Raw genomic sequence first — 23,263 nt, forward strand, 5'->3', positions numbered from 1 at the left:
GTCAGCGCACCGGTGCGGACGACGGTTCCCGGCGTGCGCCCCAGCCGATGCGGGGCGACACTGAGCGGGCGAGTGTCATCCGCACCGTGCCGCAGGAGGAGTCGACATGACGTGGTTGTGGGCCATCATCGTGGGCCTGGTGCTCGGCCTGATCGCGAAGGCCATCATCCCGGGCAAGCAGCAGATCCCCCTCTGGCTGACCGTGATCTTCGGCATGCTGGGCAGCGTCCTCGGCAACTGGGTGGCGACCGGCATCGGGGTCAACGAGACCCGTGGCATCGACTGGATCCGGCACCTGCTGCAACTGGCCGGCGCGGTGGTCGTCGTCGCCGTCGGTGACCGCATCTGGGCCTCCATGCGCGGCCGCAAGAGACATGCCGCCTAGGCGGTGTCTCCCCGAGACGCGGAGGACACGGGCGGCCGGCGCGCAGCGATGCGCACCGGCCGCCCGTGTCCTCCGCCGTCTCAGCGGCCGTCGAGCTGAGCCAGCTTCCGTCCGGCCTTGAGGTACGCGACCCCGGCCGTGTCCGCCAGCTTCTCGGCCAGCACCTCACCCAGCGGCCGGACCGAATCGGCCTCCGCGAGCGTCACGGTCCGCTGCCCGCCCTCGCCCTCCACGACCAGCCGCAGCGCATTCTGCTTGGCCAGCCGCCGCGCCGCCGAGGCGCTGGGCGTGAACTCCAGGATCTTGGTCAGCACCGTCGCCACCGTCTCCGCGCCGTGCGCGGCGACATCGACGACCGGGAGCGAGTCCACATCGGAGAACGACTTCTTGGAGAACTGCGCGACGAAACCGGCCCGCGCCGCCATCGCCGCCTCCATGCCGTACAGCGCCGCCACGACCTCGCCCGCCAGGACCTTCTTGAGGTCCATCGGGTGCAGCGAGCGGTCCGTGACCCGGCCCAGGGCGAGAGCGATCTCCCCGTCCGTCCACTCCGTCCAGGCCTTCAGGTACGGCTCCATCAGCCGGTCGGGCACCGACATGATCTTGCCGAAGACATCCTCGGCGGGGGCGCTCAGCCCGACGTAATTGCCCTTGGACTTGGACATCTTGGCGCCGGTGCCGTCCGTGCCCTCGATCAGCGGCATGGTCACCACCAGCTGCGGCCGCTGCCCGCGCAGCTCCATCAGCTTGCGGCCCATCTGCAGATTGAGCAGCTGGTCGGAGCCGCCCAGCTCCACATCGCACTCCAGCGCCACCGAGTCCAGGCCCTGCGCGATGGGGTACAGCAGCTCCGTCATGGTCAGACCGGAGCCGGCCGCCAGCCGGTTGCGGAAGTCCTCGCGCTGCAGCAGCTGGGAGGCCGGCACCTGGGCGAGCAGCATGAGCAGTTCCGGGAAGGTGTACGGCGCCAGCCACTCGCTGTTCTGCCGAAAGCTGACCTTCTCGAAGTCGAAGAAGGGCCGCACCTGTTCGCGGTACGTGGCGAGGTTGTGCGCGATGTCCTCGTCGGTCAGCGGCGGCCGCTCGGCCGTACGGCCCGACGGGTCGCCGATCTTGGCCGTGAAGTCACCGATGATCAGGGTGACGTCATGCCCCAGCCGCTGGAACCGGCTCAGGACGATCAGCGGCACCGCATGCCCCAGGTGCACATCGGTGGCCGTCGGGTCGATGCCCAGCTTGATGTGCAGACCCTGGCCGGCCGCCCGGCGCTCCTCGATCCGCTCGGCCAGCTTCTCCACGCCCGGCAGGACCTCGACCGTACGGGCCGCGATCAGCTCGGCCTGCTCCTTGGCGGGCAGGTCCGTCAGATCGAGAGAGCGCCGGGCGCCCGTCTCCTGGAGCAGCTCCTGAACCGTGGCGTCCGAGGAGAGGTCGGCGGAGAGCAGGGTGGTGGCGCGGGCGACGGATTCGCCGAGGCGTGTCATGGCGTTCCTGATCGATCGTGGTTCCCGAACGGGTGGACAAGCGGACAGTCTATTAGTCCCGGAGGACGCACCCGCGCCGTCAGTCGTCCGCCGCCCGCCTGCCACCGTCCGCCGCCGCCCGCCCGGCCCGCCGCCACCGGCCGGGCGGACGCCCACGGCCTCACACCCCGCGGCTGACCGAGCTCATATGGAAGTCCGGGACGCGCAGCGCCGGCATCGCGGCCCGGGTGAAGTAGTCGCCCCACTCCCGCGGCAGGGTCCGCTCCGTACGGCCCGCCTCCACGGCCCGGGACAGCAGGTCCACCGGCGACTCGTTGAACCGGAAGTTGTTCACCTCGCCGACCACCTCGCCCTGCTCGACCAGGTAGACCCCGTCCCGGGTCAGACCGGTCAGCAGCAGCGTCGCCGGGTCGACCTCGCGGATGTACCACAGGCAGGTCAGCAGCAGCGTCGGGCCGTCGTGCCCGGCGGCGGCCACCATCTCCTCCAGCGAGCGCGAACCACCGCCCTCCAGGAGGAGGTTGTCGATGCCCGGCGCCACCGGAAGGCCGGTCAGCCCGGCGCTGTGCCGGGTGGTCGGCAGCCGGTTCAGCACGCCCTCGCGCATCCACTCGGTGGCCGTCAGCGGCAGCCCGTTGTCGAAGACCGACGCATCGTCGCCGGAGGAGTGCGCCAGCACGAACGGTGCGCACTCCAGACCGGGCGCCCGCGGGTCGCTGCGCAGCGTCAGCGGCAGCTCGCTCAGCCGCTCGCCCAGCCGGGTACCCGCCCCGGGCCGGCCCGCCGCGTCGCCGCCGGCCGGCCGGGAGAAGACCGTGCGGCCCTCGACGGCGTCCCGGGCCCCGGAGGACCACATCTGGTAGACCAGCAGGTCACCCACGGCGGTCGGCGGCAGCAGGGTGTCGTACCGCCCGGCGGGCAGCTCGATCCGCCGCTCCGCCCAGCCCAGCCGCCGCCCCAGCTCACCGTCCAGCTCCCGCGGATCGACATCGGTGAAGTCGCGGGTCGCACGGCCGGCCCAGGCCGAGCGGGTGCGGTCCGGGGACTTGGCGTTCAGCTCCAGCGTCCCGGTCGGCTGGTCGTGCCGCAGCCGCAGCCCGGTCGAGGTGCCCAGATACGACGAGACGACATCGTGCCGGGCGAAGCCGTACAGCTCACGGCCGCCCGCGCGGGCCTGCCGGAAGGACTCACCCAGCGCCGGGGCGAACGCCGCGAACACCTCCGAGGAGGTCTCGGCGGGCGCCTCGGTGAAGTCGACGGACACCTTCTCGCCGCCGACCAGCGGCTGGGCGTCCTCGGCGGGCCCGGCGTCCCGGGCGGCCGCCTCGGCGGCCCGCACCAGCGGCTCCACGTCATCCGCGGTCACCGCGGAACGCGAGACGACACCGGACGCCGTGCCCTGGCCGCCGTCCACGGTCGCCACGACCGTCAGGGTGCGCCCGCGGGTCACGCCGTTGGTGGTGAGCGCATTGCCCGCCCAGCGCAGATTGGCGCCGGAGTGCTCCTCGGCGATGACCACACAGCCGTCGCCGCGCGAGAGCTCCAGGGCCCGCTCGACGATCTCGTGCGGCCCGTTCCTGCGCGGCGTACGCGTGCTCATCGACCGGCCTCCTGGGAAGTGTTGAGAATGTTCACGCCCTCGAAGAGAGCCGACGGGCAGCCGTGCGAAACGGCGGCCACCTGGCCCGGCTGGGCCTTGCCGCAGTTGAAGGCGCCGCCCAGGACATAGGTCTCCGGGCCGCCGACCGCGGTCATCGAGCCCCAGAAGTCGGTGGTGGTCGCCTGGTAGGCGACGTCACGCAGCTGCCCGGCCAGCCGCCCGTTGCGGATCGCATAGGCCCGCTGCTGGGTGAACTGGAAGTTGTGCCGCTGCATATCGATCGACCAGGACCGGTCGCCGACGACGTAGATGCCGCGCTCCACCCCGGAGATCAGCTCCTCGGTGGACGGGCCGTCCGGGGCCGGCCGCAGCGAGACGTTCGCCATCCGCTGGACCGGCACATGGCCGGGGGAGTCCGCGTACGCGCAGCCGTTGGAGCGGTCGAAGCCCGTCAGTTTCGCGATCCTGCGGTCGAGTTGGTAGCCGACCAGGGTCCCGTCCTTGACCAGGTCCCAGGACTGGGCGGCCACCCCCTCGTCGTCGTAGCCGATGGTCGCGAGCCCGTGTTCGACGGTCCGGTCGCCCGTGACGTTCATCAGCGCGGAGCCGTACGCCAGCTTCCCGAGCTGGTCGAAGGTGGCGAACGAAGTGCCCGCGTAGGCCGCCTCGTAGCCCAGCGCCCGGTCCAGCTCCGTCGCGTGCCCGATCGACTCGTGGATCGTCAGCCACAGGTTGGACGGATCCACCACCAGGTCGTACGCGCCGGCCTCGACGTGCGGCGCGCGCATCTTCTCGGCCAGGTGCTCGGGGATACGGGCCAGCTCACCGTCCCAGTCGTAGTGGTCGCCGGTCAGGTACTCCCAGCCGCGGCCGGCCGGCGGGGCGAGGGTGCGCATCGAGTCGAAGTCGCCGGTCACCGGGTCCACCGCGACCGCGGTCAGTTCGGGGTGCAGCCGCACCCGCTGCTGGGTGGTGCCGGTGCCCGCGCTGTCGGCGTAGAACTTGTTCTCCTGGACGGTCAGCAGCGAGGCGTCCGCGTGGGCCACGCCCGCGGCGCCCAGCAGCCGGGCGCTCCACTCGGCCAGCAGGCCGCTCTTCTCGGCGTCCGGTACGTCGAACGGATTGATCTCGTACGAGGAGACCCAGGTGCGGTCCGGGTGGGCGGGCTCGTCGGCCAGCTCGACCCTCCCCCAGCTATCGCCGGGGGCGCCCCCAGCGGAGCCGGCGGCCCGGATGACCTTGGCCGACAGCTTGGCCATCGCCACCGCCTGCGAGGCCACCCGCGCCGCCGCGTCCATGGTCAGATCCACCCCGGAGGCGAAGCCCCAGGCCCCGCCGTGCACCACCCGGACCGCGTAGCCGAGGTCGGTGGTGTCCGAGGTCCCGGACGTACGGGCGTCCCGCAGCCGCCAGGACGCGCTGCGGATCCGCTCCAGGCGGAAGTCCGCATGGTCGGCGCCCAGCGCGCGGGCGCGGGCCAGCGCCGCGTCGGCCAGCGCGTGCAACGGCAGCGCCAGGAATGTTTCGTCAACGGCATGGGGTGCAGGCAAGGAGTCCTCCCGTGGTCGGCGCCTGCATCATGCCCTGCCGGGCGCCCGTGGCCCAGGGCACGGTGGTGTGCGGCGCCGGGAGTCGGCCAGGGCGTGCGCAGCTGCCGGGCGCCGGTGCGGGCACGGGCGGAGGCCGCCGGGGGCGCGCCGGGGGCACGCACAGTGGCCGCCGGGGGGCGTGCCGCGGTGGCGGTTCTGTGGAGACCCGACAGTGACCGGCGCCCGTGCCTGTCCGTGCTGGATTCCACCTAAAGGCTCCGTGACCGATAGTTTCGTATCGAACGCAGGCCGGACAGGAAACGGAAAGGGTGATCTCTTGAGCCGCTCGGTTCTGGTCACCGGAGGTAACCGCGGCATTGGCCTCGCCATTGCCCGTGCCTTCGCCGAGGCAGGCGACCAGGTCGCCGTCACCTACCGCTCGGGCGAGCCGCCCGCGGGGTTTTTGGCCGTGAAGTGCGACATCACGGACAGCGAGCAGGTCGAGCAGGCGTACAAGGAGATCGAGGAGAAGCAGGGTCCGGTCGAGGTGCTGGTGGCCAACGCCGGCGTCACCCGTGACCAGCTGCTGATGCGGATGTCCGAGGAGGACTTCACCTCGGTCCTGGAGACCAACCTCACCGGCACGTTCCGGGTGGTCAAGCGCGCCAACCGGGCGATGCTGCGGGCCCGCAAGGGCCGGGTCGTGCTGATCTCGTCCGTGGTGGGCCTGATGGGCGCTCCGGGCCAGGCGAACTACGCCGCTTCCAAGGCCGGCCTGGTGGGCTTCGCCCGCTCGCTCGCCCGGGAGCTGGGCAGCCGGAACATCACCGTCAACGTCGTCGCCCCCGGCTTCGTCGACACCGACATGACCCGTGTGCTCACCGACGAGCAGCGGGAGAGCATCGTCAAGCAGGTGCCGCTCGCGCGGTATGCGCAGCCCGAGGAGATCGCCGCCTCGGTCCGCTTCCTGGCCTCCGACGAGGCCGCGTACATCACCGGAGCCGTCATTCCCGTCGACGGCGGATTGGGCATGGGTCACTGATCAGCATGAGTGGAATCCTTGCAGGCAAGCGCATCCTCGTCACGGGTGTGCTGACCGAGTCGTCGATCGCCTTCCAGGCGGCCAAGGTCGCCCAGAACGAGGGCGCCGAGGTCATCCTCACCGGCTTCGGCCGGCTCTCCCTCGTCGAGCGGATCGCCAAGCGGCTGCCCAAGCCGGCCCCGGTCATCGAGCTGGACGTCACCAACCAGGAGCACCTGGACGGGCTGGCCGACAAGATCCGGGAGCACCAGGGCGAGGGCGCCCGTCTCGACGGCATCGTGCACTCCATCGCCTTCGGCCCGCAGGGCGCCTTCAACTTCCTGGAGGCGGAGTGGTCGGACGTGGGTACCGCGGTCCAGGTCTCGGCCTACTCGTACAAGTCGCTGACCATGGCCTGCCTGCCGCTCATGGAGCACGGCGGCGCGGTCGTCGGCCTCACCTTCGACGCGCAGATCGCCTGGCCGAAGTACGACTGGATGGGCGTGGCCAAGGCGGCGCTGGAGAGCACCAACCGCTACCTGGCGCGTGACCTCGGCGCCAAGAACATCCGCTGCAACCTGGTCTCGGCCGGCCCCATCAAGTCGATGGCCGCCAAGTCCATCCCCGGCTTCGAGGAGCTGGCGGACGTGTGGAACCACCGCGCCCCGATCGGCTGGGACCTGGCCGACCCGGAGCCGGCCGGCCGCGGCGTCGTCGGCATGCTGTCCGACTTCTTCCCCCGGACGACGGGCGAGATCGTCCACGTCGACGGTGGTGTGCACATGATGGGTGCCTGACGCACCGGCGCCTTTGCGCTGTCCGTCTGTGCCGCTCTTCCGTACTGCCCGTCCCGGTCCGCCGGGGCGGGCAGTACGGCTTGGGCGGGCAGTACGGCTTCAAGGGGCGGACGGCTTTACGGGGCGGGGCCGGCGGGGCCCGCCGGGGTGCGGTGTGTGCGGCGAGTGTGGTGTGTGCGGCGCGTGCGGCGCGTGTGGTGTGTGCGGCGCGTGCGGCGCGTGCGGTGTGTTGCGGGTCAGCCGCGGTCCGGGAGGCCGAGCCGGCAGCCGAAGGGGTGGGCGCTCGCCTCGGCGGCGGCCCGGTCGCCGTCGCCCGCCCGGATCGCCTCGACCAGCCGGGCATGGTCCATATGCGCCTCGGGCCGCAGCTCCTCGCCCACATCGGCGCGCAGGAAGTCGCGCAGCACGCCTCCGAGGTCAGCGTAGATCTCGGCCAGCACCTCGTTGTGCGAGGCCGCCACGATCGCCATGTGCAAGGTCGCGTCCGCCTCCACGAAGGCCTCCGCCGCGCCGGACTCCCAGGCGCGCTCGCGGCGCTCCAGCAGGGCGTCGATCTGCCGCAGGTCCTGTGCGGTGCGGCGCTCGGCGGCGAGCCGGGCGGCCGACGCCTCCAGGGCGCTGCGCAGCTCGGCGACGTGTCCGGGCTCGGCCGCCGCGAACCGGCGGTTCATCACTCCGGCCAGTTCACTGGTCGCCACCACGTACGTGCCCGAGCCCTGCCGGATGTCCAGCAGCCCGTTGTGCGCCAGCGCCCGTACGGCCTCGCGGACGGTGTTGCGGGCCACCCCGAGCTGCTCGACGAGCGCCGGCTCGGTCGGGATGCGGGAGCCCACCGGCCACTCGCCGGACGTGATCTGGGCGCGCAGCTGCGCGATCACCTGGTCGGCCAGCGCGGACCGGCGGGGCGAGGTCAGAGGCATGGCTGCACTCCGGGGTGAGGGGGACGACGGACGGGGGCGGTACGGCGCCCGGCGGAGCCTTGTGGTCGTCGGTGCCGGCCGGGACAGCAGAGGCTATCGATATCGGCTGGACAAGCATTCATCCCATGATTCTATGATGGCGTCTATGGCAGACGACGACCTCGCGACCCTCGGCCCCGCCGCCGAGCCCCGTACGACCCCCGCCGACCGGCCCGCCCACGGCACCGGACACCCGCGGCCGGGTCTCGGCGAAGCCGCTCCGGAGAGCCGCCTCCCGGCAACCGGGCCGGCCGGCCACCGGCTGCGGTGGATCGTGATCGCCGCTCTCGTCCTCGCCGCGCTCAACCTCCGCCCGGCCATCACCAGCCTCGGCGCGCTGCTGGAGGAGGTCCGCGTGGGCCTCGGCATGAGCGGCACCGTCGCCGGCCTGCTGACCTCCGTACCCGCGCTGTGCTTCGCCGCTTTCGGTATCGCCGCGCCCCGCCTGGCCAGGCGCTTCGGGCCCGGGGCGATCGTCTGCGCCGGCATGGCCGCGATCACCGTGGGCGTCGTGGTGCGCCCGTACGCCGGCGGCACCGGCGGCTTCCTCGCCGCCAGCGGGCTCGCCCTGGCCGGCATCGCGGTCAGCAACGTCTTGATGCCGGTGGTCATCAAGAGCTGGTTCGCCGACCGGGTCGGCCCGATGACCGGGCTCTACTCCATGGCGCTGGCCCTGGGCACCTCGCTCGCCGCGGCGCTCACCGTGCCCATGACCGATGCGCTCGGCGGCAGTTGGCGGACGGGCCTGGCGGTGTGGGCGGCGCTCGCCGCGGTTGCCGTGCTGCCCTGGCTCCTGGTGGCACGGCAGCGCAGGGCCGCCGCCGGGCCGGCCACGGGCGGCGCGGCACCCACCGGGGAGACCACCGTACGGATCACCTCCTCACCGACCGCCTGGGCACTGGCCGTCTTCTTCGGCCTGCAGGCCACCGCCGCGTACATCACGATGGGCTGGATGCCGCAGATCTTCCGCGACGCCGGGGTCTCGGCGGGCACCGCGGGAGTGCTGCTGGCGGTCACCATGGCGATGGGCGTCCCGCTCTCCTTCGTCCTGCCGCGGCTGGCGGCCCGGATGCGGCATCAGGGGCCGCTCGCGGTGCTGCTCGGCCTGTGCGGCCTGGCCGGTTACGCCGGACTGTGGCTGGCGCCGGCTGCCGGGGCTTGGGCCTGGGCGCTGCTGATGGGCATCTCCAACTGTGCCTTCCCACTGGCCCTGACGATGATCGGGATGCGTTCGACCAGTTCCGCCGGGGTCGTCAAGCTCTCGGCCTTCACCCAGAGCGTCGGCTATCTGATCTCCGTTCCCGGACCGCTGCTGGTCGGCACGCTCTACCAGCACAGCGGCGGCTGGGGGCTGCCGATCGCCCTGATGGCAGGGCTGATGGTGCCGCAGATCGCGGTGGGCGTGCTGGCCGGGCGGGACCGCCGGATCGAGGACGAGGCCTGAGTGCGACACTGGGCGCATGCCAGTGCTCGAACCGAATCCGCAGGGCAGCCAGAAGAAGCTGCTCCTGGTGCTGGGCGTCATGCTCGGCGTGACCGTCCTCGTCGCGATCATTGCGAGTATCGCGGCGCCGTAGGGGCACCCCCTGGGCACCCGGCAAAGGGACTGCCCCGGCCGGGGTCCGCCGGCTGCGGCCTGCCGGCCCGAGACCGGCCCGGGCGCGGGTGGGGGTGACCCCCGTCCCCTAGGGGGCCGACGCCAGGGTCGAGTGGGGGGCTTCCCGGATGGGAACGGCCGCCGGGAATCCGTAGCTTCGAAGAGCACCGCACACAGCGGTGGGTGCGCCGCGGCCCGCGGCCGCGCCGCCCTTCGATGCGCCACGGAGGCGATGCGCATGTCCGCTGCGCCCAGGCGGCCGGCCGCCGCCGAGGCCCGCCGTCCCCGCCTGCGGATGCGCCTGCCGTGGTGGGCACTGACCCTGCCGGTGATCTCCTTCGTGGCCCTGCTGATAGTCGTCGCCGGTCCCGCCGAGGCGAGGGCCGCGAGCGCCCCGCAGGGCCTGGTCGCACTGCTGGAACTCCTGGCCCGGATCGTGCGCGGCGGTGCCTGACGCCCGTTTGCCGCCGACACCTCACCTCGCAGGGGAGCACTTCAACACCCCGCGCCCCGTGCCGCCTTTCGTGCGAAGCTGGGACGCATGAGCGCCGATACACCCCGCCGGATTGTCCTCCTCCGACACGCCAAGGCCGAATGGTCGGAGACCAGCGATCATGAGCGTCCGCTCGCCGAGCGCGGCCGCAAGGATGCCCCGGTCGCCGGCCGCTGGCTGGCCGGAGCCGGGATCACCCCCGATCTGACCCTGTGCTCGACGTCAGCGCGTACCCGCGAGACATGGAAGCTCGCCGTCCACGAGCTCCCGCAGCGACCCAAGACCGTCTATGAGGAGCGGATCTACGAAGCCTCCCTGGGCGAGCTGATCGCGCTGCTGAACGAGACCTCCGACGACGTCACCGACCTGATGCTGGTCGGGCACAACCCCGGCGTGCACGCCCTCGCCGACGCGCTCTCCGGCGACGCCGAGGGCGACCTGCTGCCCCGGATGAACCGCAGCGGCTTCCCCACGGCCTCGCTCGCGGTGCTCTCCTTCAACGGCTCCTGGAAGTCCGTCGAGCACGGCGTCGGACGCCTGGTCGCCTACTGGACGCCCCACGGATAACGCGGAGAACGCTGAGGACCCCGCGCGCACGCGGTGCGGGCACGCATGACGCACGCGAGAGGGCCCCGGCACACAGGTGCCGGGGCCCTCTTCCGTCCGTCGTCGTTCTTCGCCGGGCGGGGCTCCGTGCCGCGGCCGTGCCGACCCGGCCGCAGCCGTGTTTGACCGGGCCGTTCCGGACCGCTCAGCCGACGAGGGTGTCCGCCGCCTCGACCTCTTCGCGGGTGATCCCCAGCAGATACAGCACGGTGTCCAGGAACGGCACGTTCACCGCGGTGTGCGCCGCCTCCCGCACCACCGGCTTGGCGTTGAAGGCGACGCCGAGCCCGGCCGTGTTGAGCATGTCGAGGTCGTTGGCGCCGTCCCCGATCGCCACGGTCTGCGCGAGCGGCACCCCCGCCTGCTGCGCGAACTCCCGCAGCAGCCGCGCCTTGCCGGCCCGGTCCACGATGTCGCCGGTGACCCGGCCGGTGAGCTTCCCGTCGACGATCTCCAGGGTGTTGGCCGAGGCGAAGTCCAGCCCCAGCTCCTCCTGGAGTGCGTCGGTGACCTGCGTGAAACCGCCCGACACGACGCCGACTTGATAGCCGAGCCGCTTGAGGGTCCGCACCAGCGTGCGGGCCCCGGGGGTGAGCCGTACCTCCTTGCGCACGGCCTCGACCACGGACGCGTCGAGCCCGCCCAGCAGCTCGACCCGGGCGTGCAGCGACTGCTCGAAGTCCAGCTCACCGCGCATCGCGGCGGCGGTGACCTCGGCGACCTCGGCCTCACAGCCGGCGTGCGCCGCGAACAGCTCGATGACCTCGTCCTGGATGAGCGTCGAGTCGACGTCCATGACCACCAGCCGCTGCGCCCTGCGCTGCAGCCCGGCCGCCACCACCGCGACGTCCACGCCGAGCCGTGCGGCCTCGGGGGCCAGCACACTGCGCAGCGCCTCGGTCGCCGCGCCGGACACCGCGAACTCGACGGCGGTCACCGGGTACTTGGCAAGCCGGAAGATGCGGTCGATGTTGCCGCCGGTGGCCGTTATGGCAGCGGCGATCGCGGCGGCGGTCTCCGCGGTGAGCGGGTGCCCCAGCACGGTGACGTGCGAACGGCCGGTGCCGCGCGGGCGGTTGTCACCGCGGCCGGAGATGATCTCCGCCTGGAGGTTCAGCGACTCGGCCCAGCTGTGCACGGTCGCCCGCAGGTCGCCTTCGGAGGTGCCGGAGGAGCCCTCGGCGGGGGAGGGGGCGGTGACCAGCGCGCACAGTGTGATGCGCCCCCGGGTCACCATCTGTTCGATGTCCACGACATCGACGGAGTAGGCAGCGAGGGTGTCGAAGAGACCTGCGGTGATGCCGGGCCGGTCCTTCCCGAAGATCTTCACGAGAAGGGTCGGTAGGTCATCGCCCGGTACGGCGGTGGCAGGCGGGATCTGCGATGCGCTCATGGTGCCCTTACGGTAACCGCCGGGCGGTCGCGTCCGTACGGGTGTCCGGGGTTCGGACCGGCGCGGCCCGGTGCCGCCGCGCCCGCACCCCTGTGCCTCCGGCCCCGGCGGCCCGTTGATCGTTATCGAGTCGTGTCCGGCTCACCGTGTGCCGCCCGACCAGGGAGTCTGCCCCGGCACGCCAATCCGCCTGCCGGGGCGACGGGTTCGGCGCGCCGGCGGTGCGCAGACGCGGCGGACCGGGCGGTCGGTCAGGTGCGTATCCGCTTCCTCCCATAATGCGGCCTCCGCCGCGGACCTGCACGGCGTCCACGGCGGGCCGTGCCGCTCCCGGCGGAGCCCCTTCCGTCCGGAACACCTGTTATCCGGTGATCTCGGGGTATCCGTAAGTGTTTCCCGTGCTCCGGGGGGCTTTGACGGGCACCGGCGCGCGCACCTGCACCCTGCTCCCGTCCCGGTTACCGGTCCGAGCGCCGGGCCTGAAATAGTTCCTCACGATGTTCACCATCCCTGGATTCCCATACAGGGCGTCACTCGGGGGACTATGTAATGGGGCGTGGAGTGCCTGAACTCGTACTCGAATTGAACGGAAGGACCTGGACGCTCGACCCGTCCCGGTCCTACAACGTGGGCCGTGACCCGCAGGGCGACATGGTGCTCGACGACGCCAGGGTCTCCTGGCGGCACGCCACTGTGCGCTGGGCCGGCCACAGCTGGATCATCGAAGACCAGGGCAGCACCAACGGCACGTATGTCCAGGGCCGGCGGATCCACCAGATGGAGATCGCCCCCGGCGCGACCGTGCACCTGGGCAACGCCACCGACGGCCCCCGGGTGACCCTGTCCGCCGGGGCGCAGGCCGCCGACGCCTTCGGCGCGCAGCCCGCCATGACGCCGCAGCAGCAGCCCGCGCAGGGCTGGCAGGCGCCCCCCGCGCACCAGCCGCCGGGCCGGCACCAGCCGCCCGCCCAGCAGGGCTGGCAGGCGCCGCCGCAGGACCAGCAACAGCCGTACGTCCCGCCACAGCAGGCCCAGCAGCCCCCGCAGGCTCAGCCGCAGCAGTCCCAGCAGCCGCAGCACGCTCAGCAGCCTTCGCAGGCCGTGCCCCCGCAGCAGGCCCGGCAGTCCCCGCAGGCTCAGCCGCAGCAGTCCCAGCATCCGCAGCAGTCCCAGCAGCCTTCGCAGGCCGTGCCCCCGCAGCAGGCCCGGCAGTCCCCGCAGGCCGGCACCCCGGCGCATGGCGACCGCAGCCCGACCACGTTCCACCGCCTCGACTCGGGGCGGGTGATGCGTATCGGCCGTGCGCTGGAGAACGAGCTGGTCGTCTCCGACCTCCAGGTCTCCCGCCACCACGCCGAGTTCCGCGCCACCCCCGACGGCCGGTTCGAGATCCACGACCTCGGCAGCCACAACGGCACCTACATCAACGGCCAGCCGGTCCCCAAGTCCGGCAAGGCGCCGGTCGGCGCGAACGACATCATCGGCGTCGGCCACTCCACCTTCCGGCTGGTCGGCGACCGCCTCGAGGAGTTCGTCGACACCGGTGAGGTCTCCTTCTCGGCCCGCCACCTCACGGTCACCGTCGACGGCGGAAAGCAAATCCTCAAGGACGTCTCCTTCGGCGTCCCGGAGAAGTCCCTGGTCGCGGTCATCGGCCCGTCAGGCTCCGGCAAGTCGACGCTGCTCAAGGCGCTGACCGGCTACCGCCCCGCCAACCAGGGCGATGTCCTCTACGACAACCGGAACCTCTACAAGCAGTTCGCCGAACTGCGCCAGCGCATCGGTCTGGTCCCGCAGGACGACATCCTGCACAAGGAGCTGACCGTCGAGAAGGCCCTCAGGTACGCGGCCAAGCTCCGCTTCCCCGGTGACACCGCGGACGCCGAGCGCAAGGCCCGGATCGACGAGGTGCTGCACGAGCTCAAGCTCCACGTCCACAAGGACAAGAAGGTCACCTCGCTCTCCGGCGGCCAGCGCAAGCGGGTGTCGGTGGCCCTGGAGCTGCTGACCAAGCCGTCACTGATCTTCCTGGACGAGCCGACCTCGGGTCTCGACCCGGGCATGGACCGCGATGTCATGCAGCTGCTGCGCGGCCTCGCCGACGACGGCCGTACGGTCCTGGTCGTCACGCACTCGGTGGCCGAACTCGCGCTGTGCGACAAGCTGCTGGTGATGGCCCCGGGCGGCGGCGTGGCCTACTTCGGCCCGCCCGAGGAAGCGCTCAACTTCTTCCAGTACGACACCTGGGCGGATGTCTTCTCGGCGTTCGAGAACTACCGCGACTACGACTGGATGGGGCGCTGGCGCGGCTCCCCGCACTACCAGCTGTACGCCGCGGACATCGACGCCGTCGCCCCGCAGTCGGTCAATGTCCAGGTGCCGTCGGCCCGGATACACAAGTCCCAGAGCTGGGGCTCGCAGCTGTGGACGCTGATGCGCCGCTATGTCTCGGTGCTCGCCTCCGACCGGGGCTTCCTGGGGCTGATGGTGATCCTGCCCGCGGTGCTCGGCGTGGTCTCGATGCTGATCCCCAGCGACTACGGCCTCGGCTACGGGCCGATGGCCAGGGGCCGCACCAACCGCGATGCGAGCACCATCATGCTGATCCTCGCGGTCGGCATGTGCTTCTCGGGCGCCGCCAACTCGGTGCGCGAACTCATCAAGGAACGGGTGATCTACGAACGCGAACGGGCCACCGGCCTGTCGCGGTCGGCGTATCTGATGTCCAAGGTGATCGTGCTCGGCGTGGTCACGGCCATCCAGGGCGTGATCATCGCGGCGATCGGCTTCTCGACCCGGAACCTGCCCTCCGAGGGCCTGATCCTGGCGAAGGCCCCGCAGATCGAGATGGCGCTGGCGATCATCGCGCTCGGCTTCACCTCGATGATGTTCGGCCTGGTCATCTCCTCGCTGGTGAAGACCGCCGAGAAGACCATGCCGCTGCTGGTCATGTTCGCCATCGTCCAGGTGGTGTTCACCGGTGTGCTCTTCCAGCTCTTCGACACCCCGGGCGTCGCACAGTTCGCCTGGCTGATGCCGTCGCGCTGGGCCGTCGCGGCGATGGGCGCCACCGCCGACATGAACACCTTGCTGCCCTGGGAGCAGGGCAACCCGGACCCGCTGTGGAAGCACCAGACCGGCGTCTATGTGATGGACATGATCATCCTGATCAGCCTGGGCGTCGCGCTCGCCTTCGCCGTCGCACGGCTGCTGCGCCGCCATGAGCCCGAGGTCATGCGTAAGTAGCGCCGCACAGCGCACCGCGCCGCACAGCGCACCGCGCCGCACAGCGCACCGCACCGCACGCCCGAGGGGCGGCACCCGGGACCGGGTGCCGCCCCTCGGCGGTGTGCGCGACTGCGGACTGCCTGAACCGGTGGTCCGGTACGCCCTGAACCGGTGGCTCAGTACGCCGAGTTGACGTTGTCCATCGAGCCGTACTTGGCGGCCGCGTAGTTGCAGGCGGCGGTGATGTTGGCGACCGGGTCGTACAGGTTCCAGGAGGTGCCTTCGACGTGGTACGTCTTGAAGGTCGGCGCGATGACCTGCAGCAGGCCCTTGGACGGGGTGCCGTTGATGGCGTTGATGTCCCAGTTGTTGATGGCCATCGGGTTACCGCTGGACTCGCGCATGATGTTGCGGTGGATGCCCTCGTACGAGCCGGGGATGCCCTTCTTGGCCATGATGGCCAGCGACTCGCGGATCCAGCCGTCCAGGTTGTCCGGGTAGGTCTTGGCGGCCGGCTTGGCGGCGGTCTTCGCGGGCACCGGCTTCACGGCGGGCTTCGCCGCGGCGGGGATCGCGGTGCGCACGGCGGACCGGTTCGCGGCGGCCTTCGTGGCGCGCGCCTTCTCGGCCTGGGCCTTCGCCACTGCGGCGGCCTTCGCCTTCGCGGCCTTGACGGCCGCGGCCTTCTTGGCGGCGGCCTCGGCCTTGCCCTTGGCGGCGGAGCTGTCGGCCTGCTTGGCGATCGTGGCCTGCTGGGCCTCGGCGGCGGTACCGACCGCGCTGAAGGCGACCGGCTTCGCGTCGGCAGTGGTGGCCTGCGCCGTGCCCTGACCGGCGTCGGCACCCGGAACGGCGGTGAAGGCCAGGGCCGCGGCACCGGCTGCGGCGATACCGGCGACGGAGAGCTTCTGCGTGCGGGTCAGGCGGCGGAGACCAGAAGAGGCGTGCTGAGGCATGGCGGGACAGACCTTCCGATGGGGGGACGCCGCACGGGCCCGGAGTGGTGGCGAACGCCGTAATTCCATTCACGGCGCCGAGCGACGGGGCCATTCTTAGCGGCCGGAAATTCCCCCGGCAAAGGTGTGACGTACGATCCCGGTTAGTGGAACCCTGGCGGCTGATATTGCGTCCCGAATAGGACTTTCCCAGCTCACGCAGTAGTGGGGGGTCCACTAACCCGGCTCGTAAGTGACCTGCGTCCTATGCGCGGCGTCACAGTGCGGCGGTGTTTGTCTCGCCGGACGTAATTGCAAATGCACAGTCCGTATGCGTCATATCCCCCCTACGGCATATCCCCTACGGCCCGGCGGCGGATTCCCGGAATGCCCCGGACGGTCATGTGGCCCGTCCGGGGCGCGTGCCGCTGCGCGCCCATCGCGCCCCGAGCTCAGTCGGGCAGCACGAGATGCAGATCGCCGAATTCATGCCACAGATAGCGCCGCCGCACCGCCGCCGCGTAGGCCCGGCGCAGCGCCTCCCCGTCGTCCGCCACCGCCTCGAGCATCAGCAGATGGGAGGCGGTGGGCTCGTGCAGGCCGGTGAGCAGGCCGTCCACCGCCCGCACCCCGCGCTCCGGCGTGACCACGAGTTCCGTCCAGCCGGCCGCGGCGCGCACCCGCCCGTCCGTGCCGGTCGCCGACTCCAGGGCCCGTACGGCCGTGGTCCCCACCGCCACGATCCGCCCGGCCGGGGCGCCCGGACGCTGCCGCCGCGCCGCCGTCCTGCGCCGGGCCCGCGCGGCGTTGACCAGCCACGCCGTGGCCGGCGGCACCACGAACCGCTCCGCATACGGCGGCTCGAACGCCTCCGCCGAGGCGACCCCCGTATGCAGCGAGACCGGCGCGAACTGCACCCCCTTGCTGACCAGCCGCGCCACCAGCGCGGCGGTGAAGGGCCGGGCGGCACTCGGCATCTCCGCGCTGCCGCCGCCGGGGGAGTTCACCGCGAACACCGTCTGGTACGCGTCCAGCGGCTGGTCCCGGTCCGTGTAGCCGTAGCGGATCGGCCGCCCGTGGCGCCGCATCAGCTCGGCCGCCTCCACGCCCGCCACCCGCGCCCACCACAGCCGGGCGCTCCCGGGGTCCAGCGGGGCCTCCAGCGTCAGCCGCGCCCCGCCGGGCAGCCGCACCACCGTGCCGGCCGGGCCGCCCGCCCGCGGCACCGTGCTGCCCCGCCCGTCCGGACTCCGCAGCTCCACCGTCCAGCGGCCGGCCACCGTCCGTCCCGCCGGGTGCCACCGGTCCGCCCGCGTGGAGAAGTGCACCACCACCGGCTCGCCGCGTCCCCGGCCGTCACCGACCCGTCCGTCCACCGCGGCGGGCAGCGTCCGCGAGGTGTTCACCACCAGCACATCCCCGGCGGCCAGCAGGTCCGGCAGCTCACCGAACTCGTGGTGGCCAATCTCGGCCGCACCCCGGCTCACCATCAGCCGTACGGCGTCCCGGCCCAGGCCGGGCCCCCGCTGCTCGGCCGGGACCGCGGCCGACAGCTCCGCCGGGACCTGCACCGCCTCCGTGATCACCGGGAGCCCGCCCCCTCGGACGTGGGCGCTCCGTCGGACGGGTCCGTCCCGGCCGCCGCGTGATACCGCCCGCTGGGGGCCTTGTCGTCCAGCAGGCGCAGCAGTCCGGGGACCACGGCCTGGGGCAGCGGCCGTCCGGAGGTGTCCTCGTCCGGTACGGCGGCGGCGTACAGATCGGTCCGCATGTCCCCCGGGTCCACCCACCACACCCGCAGCCCCGGCTCCTCCACCGCGAGCACCGCCGACTGCTGGTCCAGCGCCGCCTTCGTGGCGCCGTAGCCGCCCCAGGCCGGGTACGCCTCGACGGCCGCGTCCGAGCTGATGTTGAGCACCGCCCCACCGGTCCGGGCAAATGCCCCTTTCGCCCCGATGGTCGCGTCGCTTACTGCTCCATAAGTGGACGAATCGGACGTTCCGGTATTTCGGGCATTCTCGATGTAAGGGTGTGAATCGTATGTCGCACCATTTCCGACATCCTCTCCATAAGGAGCTTTCCCTATATAGGGGAGGACTTCCTCATACGAGGACAGGTAGGAGGAATTCCGCAAGAGCGGCAAAGCCTCCTGGACCAGGCCGAGCGGCGCCACCACATTCACCTCCAGCGCCGCCCGCAGCCCGTCCAGCGGATGGTCCGCCAGCCGGGCCAGCGGCTCGGCCCCCAGCGCGCTCGCGTTGTTCACCAGCAGATCGAGCCCGCCCAGCGCGCCGGCCGCGGCCACCAGCGCCGCCCGGTGCCCGCGGTCCGTCACATCCCCGGGCAGCGCGACCACCCGTGCCCCCGTCCCGCGCAGCTCCCGCGCCGCGTCCTCCAGCGGCCCGGCCGACCTCGCGTCCACGACCAGGTCCCACCCCCGTGCCGCCAGCGCCGCGGCGAGCGCCCGGCCCAGCCCCTTCGATGCCCCCGTGATGACCGCCACCGGCATGATCGCGTCCCCTTTCGAATCCGGGCCGGGATCCCGGCCCGCTCTCACGGTAGGAACACCGCCGGCCCGCGGACGTCGGGCGCCGGACCTGCCATGGCCAGGGCATTCGCCCTAGGCCGGTGGACGTAGACGGCAGCCGTCGGCGGACCGATACGGCCTGGTCGCCCCGCCGGTACGGTGAGCCCATGAGCAACGGACCGGGAGCCGGAATCCCCGCGGTGAGCACCGCGATCCTGGCCATGAGCAGGCATCTGGAGGTGCGCGACGTCCTCAAGACGATCGTGGCCTCGGCCCGCGAGCTGCTGGACGCCGAGTACGCCGCCCTGGGCGTGCCCGACGACCACGGCGGCTTCGCCCAGTTCGTGGTGGACGGCGTCAGCGCCGAGCAGTGGAAGGCCATCGGCCCGCTGCCCCGCCAGCACGGCATTCTCGCCGCGATGCTGCACAACGCCACCCCGGAACGGCTCGCCGACGTCCGTGCGGACCCCCGCTTCGGCGGCTGGCCGGCCGCCCACCCGGACATGTCCGACTTCCTCGGCCTGCCGGTCGCCGACGGCGACGAGATCCTCGGCGCCCTCTTCCTGGCGAACAAGCGCTGCCCCAAGCCGGCCGGCGACTGCGGATTCACCGAGGAGGACGAGCGGCTGCTCGGGATACTCGCCCAGCACGCCGCCATCGCCCTGACCAACGCCCGCCTCTACGAGCGCAGCCGCGAGCTGACCATCGCCGGTGAGCGCGCCCGGCTCGCCCACGAGCTGCACGACGCGGTCGCCCAGAAGCTCTTCTCGCTCCGCCTCACCGCCCAGGCCGCCACCGCCCTGGTCGACCGCGACCCGGCACGCGCCAAGGACGAGCTGCACCAGGTCGCCGCGCTGGCCGCGGAGGCCGCCGACGAACTGCGGGCCGCCGTCATCGAGCTGCGCCCCGCCGCCCTGGACGAGGACGGCCTGGTCGCCACCCTGCGCTCCCAGGCCCAGGTCCTGGACCGGGCACACTCCGCACGTGTCACCTTCACGGCCCACTGCGTCCGGGCGCTCCCCGCGTCCCAGGAGGAGGCGATGCTCCGGGTGGCCCAGGAGGCGCTGCACAACGCCTTGCGGCACTCCGGTGCCGGGCATGTCGAGGTGGGCCTCACCCGCAGCGGCCAGGGCGCGCTGCTGCGGATCGCCGACGACGGCTGCGGATTCGACCCGGGCGCGGTCCGCCGGGCCGGCCGCCACCTGGGCCTGGTCTCGATGCGTGACCGCGCGAGTGGCGTCGGCGGAAAGCTCACCGTGGAATCGGAGCCCGGCAAGGGCACCACTGTCGAGATGGAGGTGCCCGGTGGCTGACACGGACAGGAGTGGCGCGATGGGGAATCCCGCGGACGAAGCAGGGGCGGACTCCGGGCGCACCGCGGGCGGCGGGCAGGCGATCCGCGTGCTGCTCGTCGACGATCACCAGGTCGTGCGCCGCGGACTGCGGACGTTCCTGGAGGTCCAGGACGACATCGAGGTGGTGGGGGAGGCCTCCGACGGCGCCGAGGGCATCGCCGCCGCCGAAGAGCTGCGCCCGGACGTCGTCCTGATGGACGTCAAGATGCCCGGCATGGACGGCATCGAGGCGCTCCGCACGCTGCGCGAACTGGACAACCCCGCCCGCGTGCTGGTGGTCACCAGCTTCACCGAACAGCGCACCGTCGTCCCGGCGCTGCGCGCGGGCGCGGCCGGCTACGTCTACAAGGACATCGACCCGGACGCGCTGGCCGGCGCCATCCGCTCCGTCCACGCGGGCCATGTCCTGCTGCAGCCCGAGGTGGCCGGCGCACTGCTGGCCCAGGAGGAGAACAACGGCGGCCAGGGGCGCGGCACTTCCCTCACCGACCGGGAGCGCGAGGTCCTCGGCCTGATCGCGGACGGCCGCTCCAACCGTGAGATCGCCCGTGCGCTGGTGCTGTCCGAGAAGACCGTCAAGACCCATGTCTCCAACATCCTCATGAAGCTCGACCTCGCCGACCGGACACAGGCCGCACTGTGGGCCGTACGGCACGGCATCGGGGCCTGAACGCCCATGGGGGAGCGCCGGGTACGACGGTGCTCCCCTACCGCCGACACAAGCGGAATGTCGTCTTCAGATCCGAGATTCATACTGTCGTGTAGCCGTAGCCCATTCGGCGTATCCCTTCTCGGCCCGGGCCGTTGTCCAGTGCAGTCGTGGCGGCTGGCCACGGCAACGGCAACGAGGAGCTAGAGAAGTGAAGAACATCAAGCGCGCAGCGGCCATCACGATGGTGGCGAGCGGTCTCGCCCTCGCGGGCGCCGGCGTCGCCTCGGCCCACTCCCCGCAGGCCCAGGGCGGTGCGGTGCACTCCCCGGGAATCGTCTCCGGCAACGTCATCCAGGTCCCGGTGCACGTCCCCGTGAACGCCTGCGGCATCACCGCCACCGTCATCGGCGCCCTCAACCCCACCTTCGGCAACCCCTGCGTCAACGTCTGATCCCAGGACGCCCGCAGGACCTCGTCCGACCCCCGCGATGCCATGGTCCGCGCGGGTCGGGCCGGACCGGCCCCGTCCCTCCTTGGACGCGCGGCCGGTCCCCCAACCCTCCGCCATCGTCTTACGGCCCTGTGCCACCACGTGAGGAACACGCCCCCATGAACACCGTCAAGAAGGCCGCACTCGTCCTCGCCGCCACCGGGATCGCCCTCGGTGCGGCCGCCGGATCCGCCTTCGCGACCAGTGGCGCGCAGGCCGATGGCACGGCCGTGCTCTCCCCCGGCATCGGCTCGGGCAATCTCGCCCAGGTCCCCGTGCACGTCCCCGTGAACGTCACCGGCAACACCGCCACCGTCATCGGCGCGCTCAACCCCGCCTTCGGCAACGCCACCGCGAACAACTGAGGTTGTCCGAACGGACCGGACGGCTTCGCCTGCCCAGAGGCGTCCGGCCCGCTCGGCAAAGGCCCCGCCGACCACACAATGGTCCGGCGGGGCCGCTTCCGTTCACCGCCGGTGCCGCTCCCTCTCCTCCACCGCGGAGTTGTACGCCGCCACCTGCGCCCGCCGGGCCGTCCGCTCCACCGGCCGCAGCGCCTCGGCGCGGGCCGCGATCTCGGACGAGCTCACCGCCCCGCCGTGCTCCCTGCCGTCCCCGCCGGCCTGCTGCGCGATATCGATGAGCGCGCCGACGCGCTGCGCCAGCTCCAATACCCGCACCGCCCGCGGCGGATATCCGGGAGCCAGCACCTGCCGGCCGGCCTCCGCCCGCGCCCGGTACGCCTCCAGCGCCGCCTGCGCCACCGGGCCTGCCCCGGCCACGTCCAGCTTCGAGAGCAGTTCGGTCGCCTCCCGCAGCGCCTGAGCCAGCTCCCGTTCCGCCTCGCCCAGCGAGGGCACATCGGCCGGCGGCGCCTCCCGCACCGGCAGGCAGCGCCAGACCACCTCCACATGCACATCGGGGCCGATGCCACCCTCAGGACCGGCCTCGTACCTCTCCGGAATCAGTCCCAGCCCGGCCCCCGGGGCGAGTACCGCCTCCTCGGCCTCCAGCGCCCGCGCATTGAATTCCGGCGGTCCGCACAGTCCCAGCGGATGCCCGGGAGCCGGCAGGGCCACCCGCAGGCCCCGCGCCCCCAGCGTCCGCAGCCGCCCCAGCGCGAGTGTCAGGCCGACCGGCGCCTCCTCCCCGGGCAGGCCCTCCACGCGGTGCACCGCATCGTCGTCCGCGATCCGGTGCGCGGCTTCATCAGGTGAGACAAGTCCGGCCAAAAGGGCATTTCCCCATGCCGCAAGCCGTCCTGAACGTGGTTCATCGAGCATGGTCCCCAGCCTAGGGAAGAGCACCGACAACGAGTGGCGTAGGTTTGCAGGGGGCTGCGCCTACAGGTGTACGCGACGACCGAGAAGCAATGGGAGACAACGCGCTCATGAGCGATGTGCTGGAGCTGGTGGACGTATCCGTGGTCCGCGAAGGACGGGCTCTGGTGGACCAGGTCTCCTGGTCGGTGAAGGAAGGGGAGCGCTGGGTGATCCTCGGCCCCAACGGCGCCGGCAAGACCACCCTGCTCAACCTCGCCTCCAGCTACCTCTTCCCGAGCTCCGGCAGCGCCTCGATCCTCGGCGAGCAGCTGGGCAGGGTCGACGTCTTCGACCTGCGCCCGCGCATCGGCATCGCCGGCATCGCGCTGGCCGACAAGCTGCCCCGCAGCCAGACCGTCCTGCAGACCGTGCTCACCGCCGCGTACGGCATGACGGCCGGCTGGCAGGAGAGCTACGAGGACATCGACGAGCAGCGCGCCCGCGCCTTCCTCGACCGCCTCGGCATGAACGCCTACCTCGACCGGAAGTTCGGCACCCTCTCCGAGGGCGAGCGCAAGCGCACCCTGATCGCCCGCGCCATGATGACCGACCCCGAGCTGCTGCTGCTGGACGAGCCGGCCGCCGGTCTCGACCTCGGCGGCCGCGAGGACCTGGTCCGCCGCCTCGGCCGCCTCGCCCGCGACCCGTACGCCCCCTCGATGATCATGGTCACCCACCACGTCGAAGAGATCGCCCCGGGCTTCACCCACGTCCTGATGATCCGTCAGGGCAAGGTGCTGGCCGCCGGCCCCCTGGAGCTCGAACTCACCTCCAGCAACCTCTCCCACTGCTTCGGCCTCCCGCTGGTCGTCGAGCGCAACGGCAACGACCGCTGGACCGCGCAGGGCCTGCCCCTGACCTGACCGCCCGTCGGCGGACCGCCCCCTCCA

22 protein-coding genes are annotated in these 23,263 nt (G+C 72.1%); 13 read left to right on the forward strand and 9 right to left on the reverse strand.

The annotated features are described in order from the left end of the window. The first annotated feature begins 106 nt into the window (after positions 1–106). A complete protein-coding gene (locus tag ACGFR7_RS17320; protein ID WP_350250208.1) occupies positions 107–385 on the forward strand; it encodes a GlsB/YeaQ/YmgE family stress response membrane protein in 279 nt (92 codons plus the stop codon). 80 nt (positions 386–465) lie between these two features. Here ACGFR7_RS17320 and tyrS read toward each other — a convergent pair whose 3' ends face one another. From tyrS to ACGFR7_RS17335, 3 genes are all read right to left on the reverse strand, one after another. Beyond that, entirely contained in the window at positions 466–1,869 is a 1,404-nt protein-coding gene (gene tyrS, locus ACGFR7_RS17325; protein ID WP_393319334.1) for a tyrosine--tRNA ligase, read from the reverse strand. A gap of 160 nt (positions 1,870–2,029) precedes the next feature. Next, a complete protein-coding gene (locus tag ACGFR7_RS17330; protein ID WP_393319337.1) occupies positions 2,030–3,469 on the reverse strand; it encodes a metallopeptidase TldD-related protein in 1,440 nt (479 codons plus the stop codon). Beyond that, positions 3,466–5,019 (reverse strand): TldD/PmbA family protein, encoded by a 1,554-nt coding sequence (locus ACGFR7_RS17335; RefSeq protein WP_393319340.1) that lies wholly within the window; start codon positions 5,017–5,019, stop codon positions 3,466–3,468. Before ACGFR7_RS17335 ends, ACGFR7_RS17330 begins: the two co-directional genes overlap by 4 nt. Positions 5,020–5,335: 316 nt before the next feature. Between ACGFR7_RS17335 and fabG the strand changes: the two genes are divergently transcribed. Beyond that, positions 5,336–6,040: a 3-oxoacyl-[acyl-carrier-protein] reductase gene (gene fabG / locus ACGFR7_RS17340; RefSeq protein WP_393319343.1), complete on the forward strand. Its 705-nt coding sequence runs from the start codon at positions 5,336–5,338 to the stop codon at positions 6,038–6,040. A gap of 5 nt (positions 6,041–6,045) precedes the next feature. Beyond that, the gene (gene fabI, locus ACGFR7_RS17345; RefSeq protein WP_189102722.1) at positions 6,046–6,816 is read left to right on the forward strand and encodes an enoyl-ACP reductase FabI; all 771 of its coding nucleotides are present in this window, start codon (positions 6,046–6,048) and stop codon (positions 6,814–6,816) included. Between the two features lie 236 nt (positions 6,817–7,052). Here fabI and ACGFR7_RS17350 read toward each other — a convergent pair whose 3' ends face one another. Beyond that, positions 7,053–7,736 carry a FadR/GntR family transcriptional regulator gene (locus ACGFR7_RS17350; protein WP_393319346.1) on the reverse strand — a complete coding sequence of 228 codons (684 nt, stop codon included), beginning with the start codon at positions 7,734–7,736 and terminating at the stop codon, positions 7,053–7,055. Between the two features lie 145 nt (positions 7,737–7,881). Here ACGFR7_RS17350 and ACGFR7_RS17355 point away from each other — a divergent pair, with 145 nt between their 5' ends. The 4 genes from ACGFR7_RS17355 (at position 7,882) to ACGFR7_RS17370 (ending at position 10,432) form a co-directional block, all read left to right on the forward strand. Further along, positions 7,882–9,219, forward strand: a complete 1,338-nt coding sequence (locus ACGFR7_RS17355) for a CynX/NimT family MFS transporter (protein WP_393319349.1) — start codon at positions 7,882–7,884, stop codon at positions 9,217–9,219. Positions 9,220–9,235: 16 nt separating this feature from the next. After that, entirely contained in the window at positions 9,236–9,352 is a 117-nt protein-coding gene (locus tag ACGFR7_RS17360; protein WP_256331552.1) for an SGM_5486 family transporter-associated protein, read from the forward strand. A 258-nt stretch (positions 9,353–9,610) separates the two neighbouring features. Further along, on the forward strand, positions 9,611–9,826 hold the full coding sequence (locus ACGFR7_RS17365; protein ID WP_393319352.1) for a hypothetical protein: 216 nt from the start codon (positions 9,611–9,613) through the stop codon (positions 9,824–9,826). Positions 9,827–9,913: 87 nt separating this feature from the next. After that, complete coding sequence (locus ACGFR7_RS17370; protein ID WP_336054676.1) at positions 9,914–10,432, forward strand: histidine phosphatase family protein; 519 nt, start codon at positions 9,914–9,916, stop codon at positions 10,430–10,432. 184 nt (positions 10,433–10,616) lie between these two features. Here ACGFR7_RS17370 and serB read toward each other — a convergent pair whose 3' ends face one another. Beyond that, a complete protein-coding gene (gene serB / locus ACGFR7_RS17375) occupies positions 10,617–11,864 on the reverse strand; it encodes a phosphoserine phosphatase SerB (RefSeq protein ID WP_328387944.1) in 1,248 nt (415 codons plus the stop codon). Positions 11,865–12,413: 549 nt separating this feature from the next. On the opposite strand from serB, the gene ACGFR7_RS17380 reads away from it, so the two are divergent. Beyond that, positions 12,414–15,110, forward strand: a complete 2,697-nt coding sequence (locus tag ACGFR7_RS17380) for an FHA domain-containing protein (protein ID WP_393319355.1) — start codon at positions 12,414–12,416, stop codon at positions 15,108–15,110. A 158-nt stretch (positions 15,111–15,268) separates the two neighbouring features. Here the strand turns inward: ACGFR7_RS17380 and ACGFR7_RS17385 are convergent, their stop codons facing one another. From ACGFR7_RS17385 to ACGFR7_RS17395, 3 genes are all read right to left on the reverse strand, one after another. Continuing rightward, positions 15,269–16,048, reverse strand: coding sequence for a transglycosylase SLT domain-containing protein (locus ACGFR7_RS17385; protein ID WP_393319357.1), 780 nt, complete (start codon positions 16,046–16,048; stop codon positions 15,269–15,271). A 431-nt stretch (positions 16,049–16,479) separates the two neighbouring features. Further along, positions 16,480–17,610, reverse strand: a complete 1,131-nt coding sequence (locus ACGFR7_RS17390) for an S-adenosylmethionine:tRNA ribosyltransferase-isomerase (protein WP_393319437.1) — start codon at positions 17,608–17,610, stop codon at positions 16,480–16,482. Further along, on the reverse strand, positions 17,610–18,536 hold the full coding sequence (locus tag ACGFR7_RS17395; RefSeq protein WP_393319360.1) for an SDR family NAD(P)-dependent oxidoreductase: 927 nt from the start codon (positions 18,534–18,536) through the stop codon (positions 17,610–17,612). The genes ACGFR7_RS17390 and ACGFR7_RS17395 overlap by 1 nt, the downstream gene beginning before the upstream one ends. A 185-nt stretch (positions 18,537–18,721) precedes the next feature. Here ACGFR7_RS17395 and ACGFR7_RS17400 point away from each other — a divergent pair, with 185 nt between their 5' ends. The 4 genes from ACGFR7_RS17400 to ACGFR7_RS17415 all read left to right on the forward strand — a co-directional run bounded on the left by ACGFR7_RS17400 (position 18,722) and on the right by ACGFR7_RS17415 (position 21,416). After that, positions 18,722–19,867 (forward strand): GAF domain-containing sensor histidine kinase, encoded by a 1,146-nt coding sequence (locus ACGFR7_RS17400; RefSeq protein ID WP_393319362.1) that lies wholly within the window; start codon positions 18,722–18,724, stop codon positions 19,865–19,867. Positions 19,868–19,886: 19 nt separating this feature from the next. Continuing rightward, positions 19,887–20,579: a response regulator gene (locus ACGFR7_RS17405; RefSeq protein WP_393319365.1), complete on the forward strand. Its 693-nt coding sequence runs from the start codon at positions 19,887–19,889 to the stop codon at positions 20,577–20,579. A 190-nt stretch (positions 20,580–20,769) separates the two neighbouring features. Beyond that, positions 20,770–21,012 carry a chaplin gene (locus ACGFR7_RS17410; RefSeq protein WP_393319368.1) on the forward strand — a complete coding sequence of 81 codons (243 nt, stop codon included), beginning with the start codon at positions 20,770–20,772 and terminating at the stop codon, positions 21,010–21,012. 158 nt (positions 21,013–21,170) lie between these two features. After that, positions 21,171–21,416: a chaplin gene (locus ACGFR7_RS17415; protein ID WP_393319371.1), complete on the forward strand. Its 246-nt coding sequence runs from the start codon at positions 21,171–21,173 to the stop codon at positions 21,414–21,416. A gap of 102 nt (positions 21,417–21,518) precedes the next feature. On the opposite strand, the gene ACGFR7_RS17420 is transcribed toward ACGFR7_RS17415, so the two are convergent. Next, entirely contained in the window at positions 21,519–22,334 is an 816-nt protein-coding gene (locus ACGFR7_RS17420; RefSeq protein ID WP_393319374.1) for a hypothetical protein, read from the reverse strand. A 107-nt stretch (positions 22,335–22,441) separates the two neighbouring features. Between ACGFR7_RS17420 and ACGFR7_RS17425 the strand changes: the two genes are divergently transcribed. Then, positions 22,442–23,236, forward strand: coding sequence for an ABC transporter ATP-binding protein (locus ACGFR7_RS17425; RefSeq protein WP_393319440.1), 795 nt, complete (start codon positions 22,442–22,444; stop codon positions 23,234–23,236). Positions 23,237–23,263: the final 27 nt, after the last annotated feature.

It is taken from the genome of Streptomyces sp. NPDC048516, assembly GCF_043199875.1.
Taxonomy (GTDB): Bacteria; Actinomycetota; Actinomycetes; order Streptomycetales; family Streptomycetaceae; genus Streptomyces.

Bases quoted from the DNA above. Each gene is read 5' to 3' on its own strand.
- ACGFR7_RS17320 (WP_350250208.1), top strand. From the start codon at position 107: ATGACGTGGTTGTGGGCCATCATCGTGGGCCTGGTGCTCGGCCTGATC.
- tyrS (WP_393319334.1), bottom strand. From the start codon at position 1,869: ATGACACGCCTCGGCGAATCCGTCGCCCGCGCCACCACCCTGCTCTCC.
- ACGFR7_RS17330 (WP_393319337.1), bottom strand. From the start codon at position 3,469: ATGAGCACGCGTACGCCGCGCAGGAACGGGCCGCACGAGATCGTCGAG.
- fabI (WP_189102722.1), top strand. From the start codon at position 6,046: ATGAGTGGAATCCTTGCAGGCAAGCGCATCCTCGTCACGGGTGTGCTG.
- ACGFR7_RS17350 (WP_393319346.1), bottom strand. From the start codon at position 7,736: ATGCCTCTGACCTCGCCCCGCCGGTCCGCGCTGGCCGACCAGGTGATC.
- ACGFR7_RS17355 (WP_393319349.1), top strand. From the start codon at position 7,882: ATGGCAGACGACGACCTCGCGACCCTCGGCCCCGCCGCCGAGCCCCGT.
- ACGFR7_RS17360 (WP_256331552.1), top strand. From the start codon at position 9,236: ATGCCAGTGCTCGAACCGAATCCGCAGGGCAGCCAGAAGAAGCTGCTC.
- ACGFR7_RS17365 (WP_393319352.1), top strand. From the start codon at position 9,611: ATGTCCGCTGCGCCCAGGCGGCCGGCCGCCGCCGAGGCCCGCCGTCCC.
- ACGFR7_RS17370 (WP_336054676.1), top strand. From the start codon at position 9,914: ATGAGCGCCGATACACCCCGCCGGATTGTCCTCCTCCGACACGCCAAG.
- serB (WP_328387944.1), bottom strand. From the start codon at position 11,864: ATGAGCGCATCGCAGATCCCGCCTGCCACCGCCGTACCGGGCGATGAC.
- ACGFR7_RS17380 (WP_393319355.1), top strand. From the start codon at position 12,414: ATGGGGCGTGGAGTGCCTGAACTCGTACTCGAATTGAACGGAAGGACC.
- ACGFR7_RS17385 (WP_393319357.1), bottom strand. From the start codon at position 16,048: ATGCCTCAGCACGCCTCTTCTGGTCTCCGCCGCCTGACCCGCACGCAG.
- ACGFR7_RS17395 (WP_393319360.1), bottom strand. From the start codon at position 18,536: ATGCCGGTGGCGGTCATCACGGGGGCATCGAAGGGGCTGGGCCGGGCG.
- ACGFR7_RS17400 (WP_393319362.1), top strand. From the start codon at position 18,722: ATGAGCAACGGACCGGGAGCCGGAATCCCCGCGGTGAGCACCGCGATC.
- ACGFR7_RS17405 (WP_393319365.1), top strand. From the start codon at position 19,887: ATGGGGAATCCCGCGGACGAAGCAGGGGCGGACTCCGGGCGCACCGCG.
- ACGFR7_RS17415 (WP_393319371.1), top strand. From the start codon at position 21,171: ATGAACACCGTCAAGAAGGCCGCACTCGTCCTCGCCGCCACCGGGATC.
- ACGFR7_RS17420 (WP_393319374.1), bottom strand. From the start codon at position 22,334: ATGCTCGATGAACCACGTTCAGGACGGCTTGCGGCATGGGGAAATGCC.
- ACGFR7_RS17425 (WP_393319440.1), top strand. From the start codon at position 22,442: ATGAGCGATGTGCTGGAGCTGGTGGACGTATCCGTGGTCCGCGAAGGA.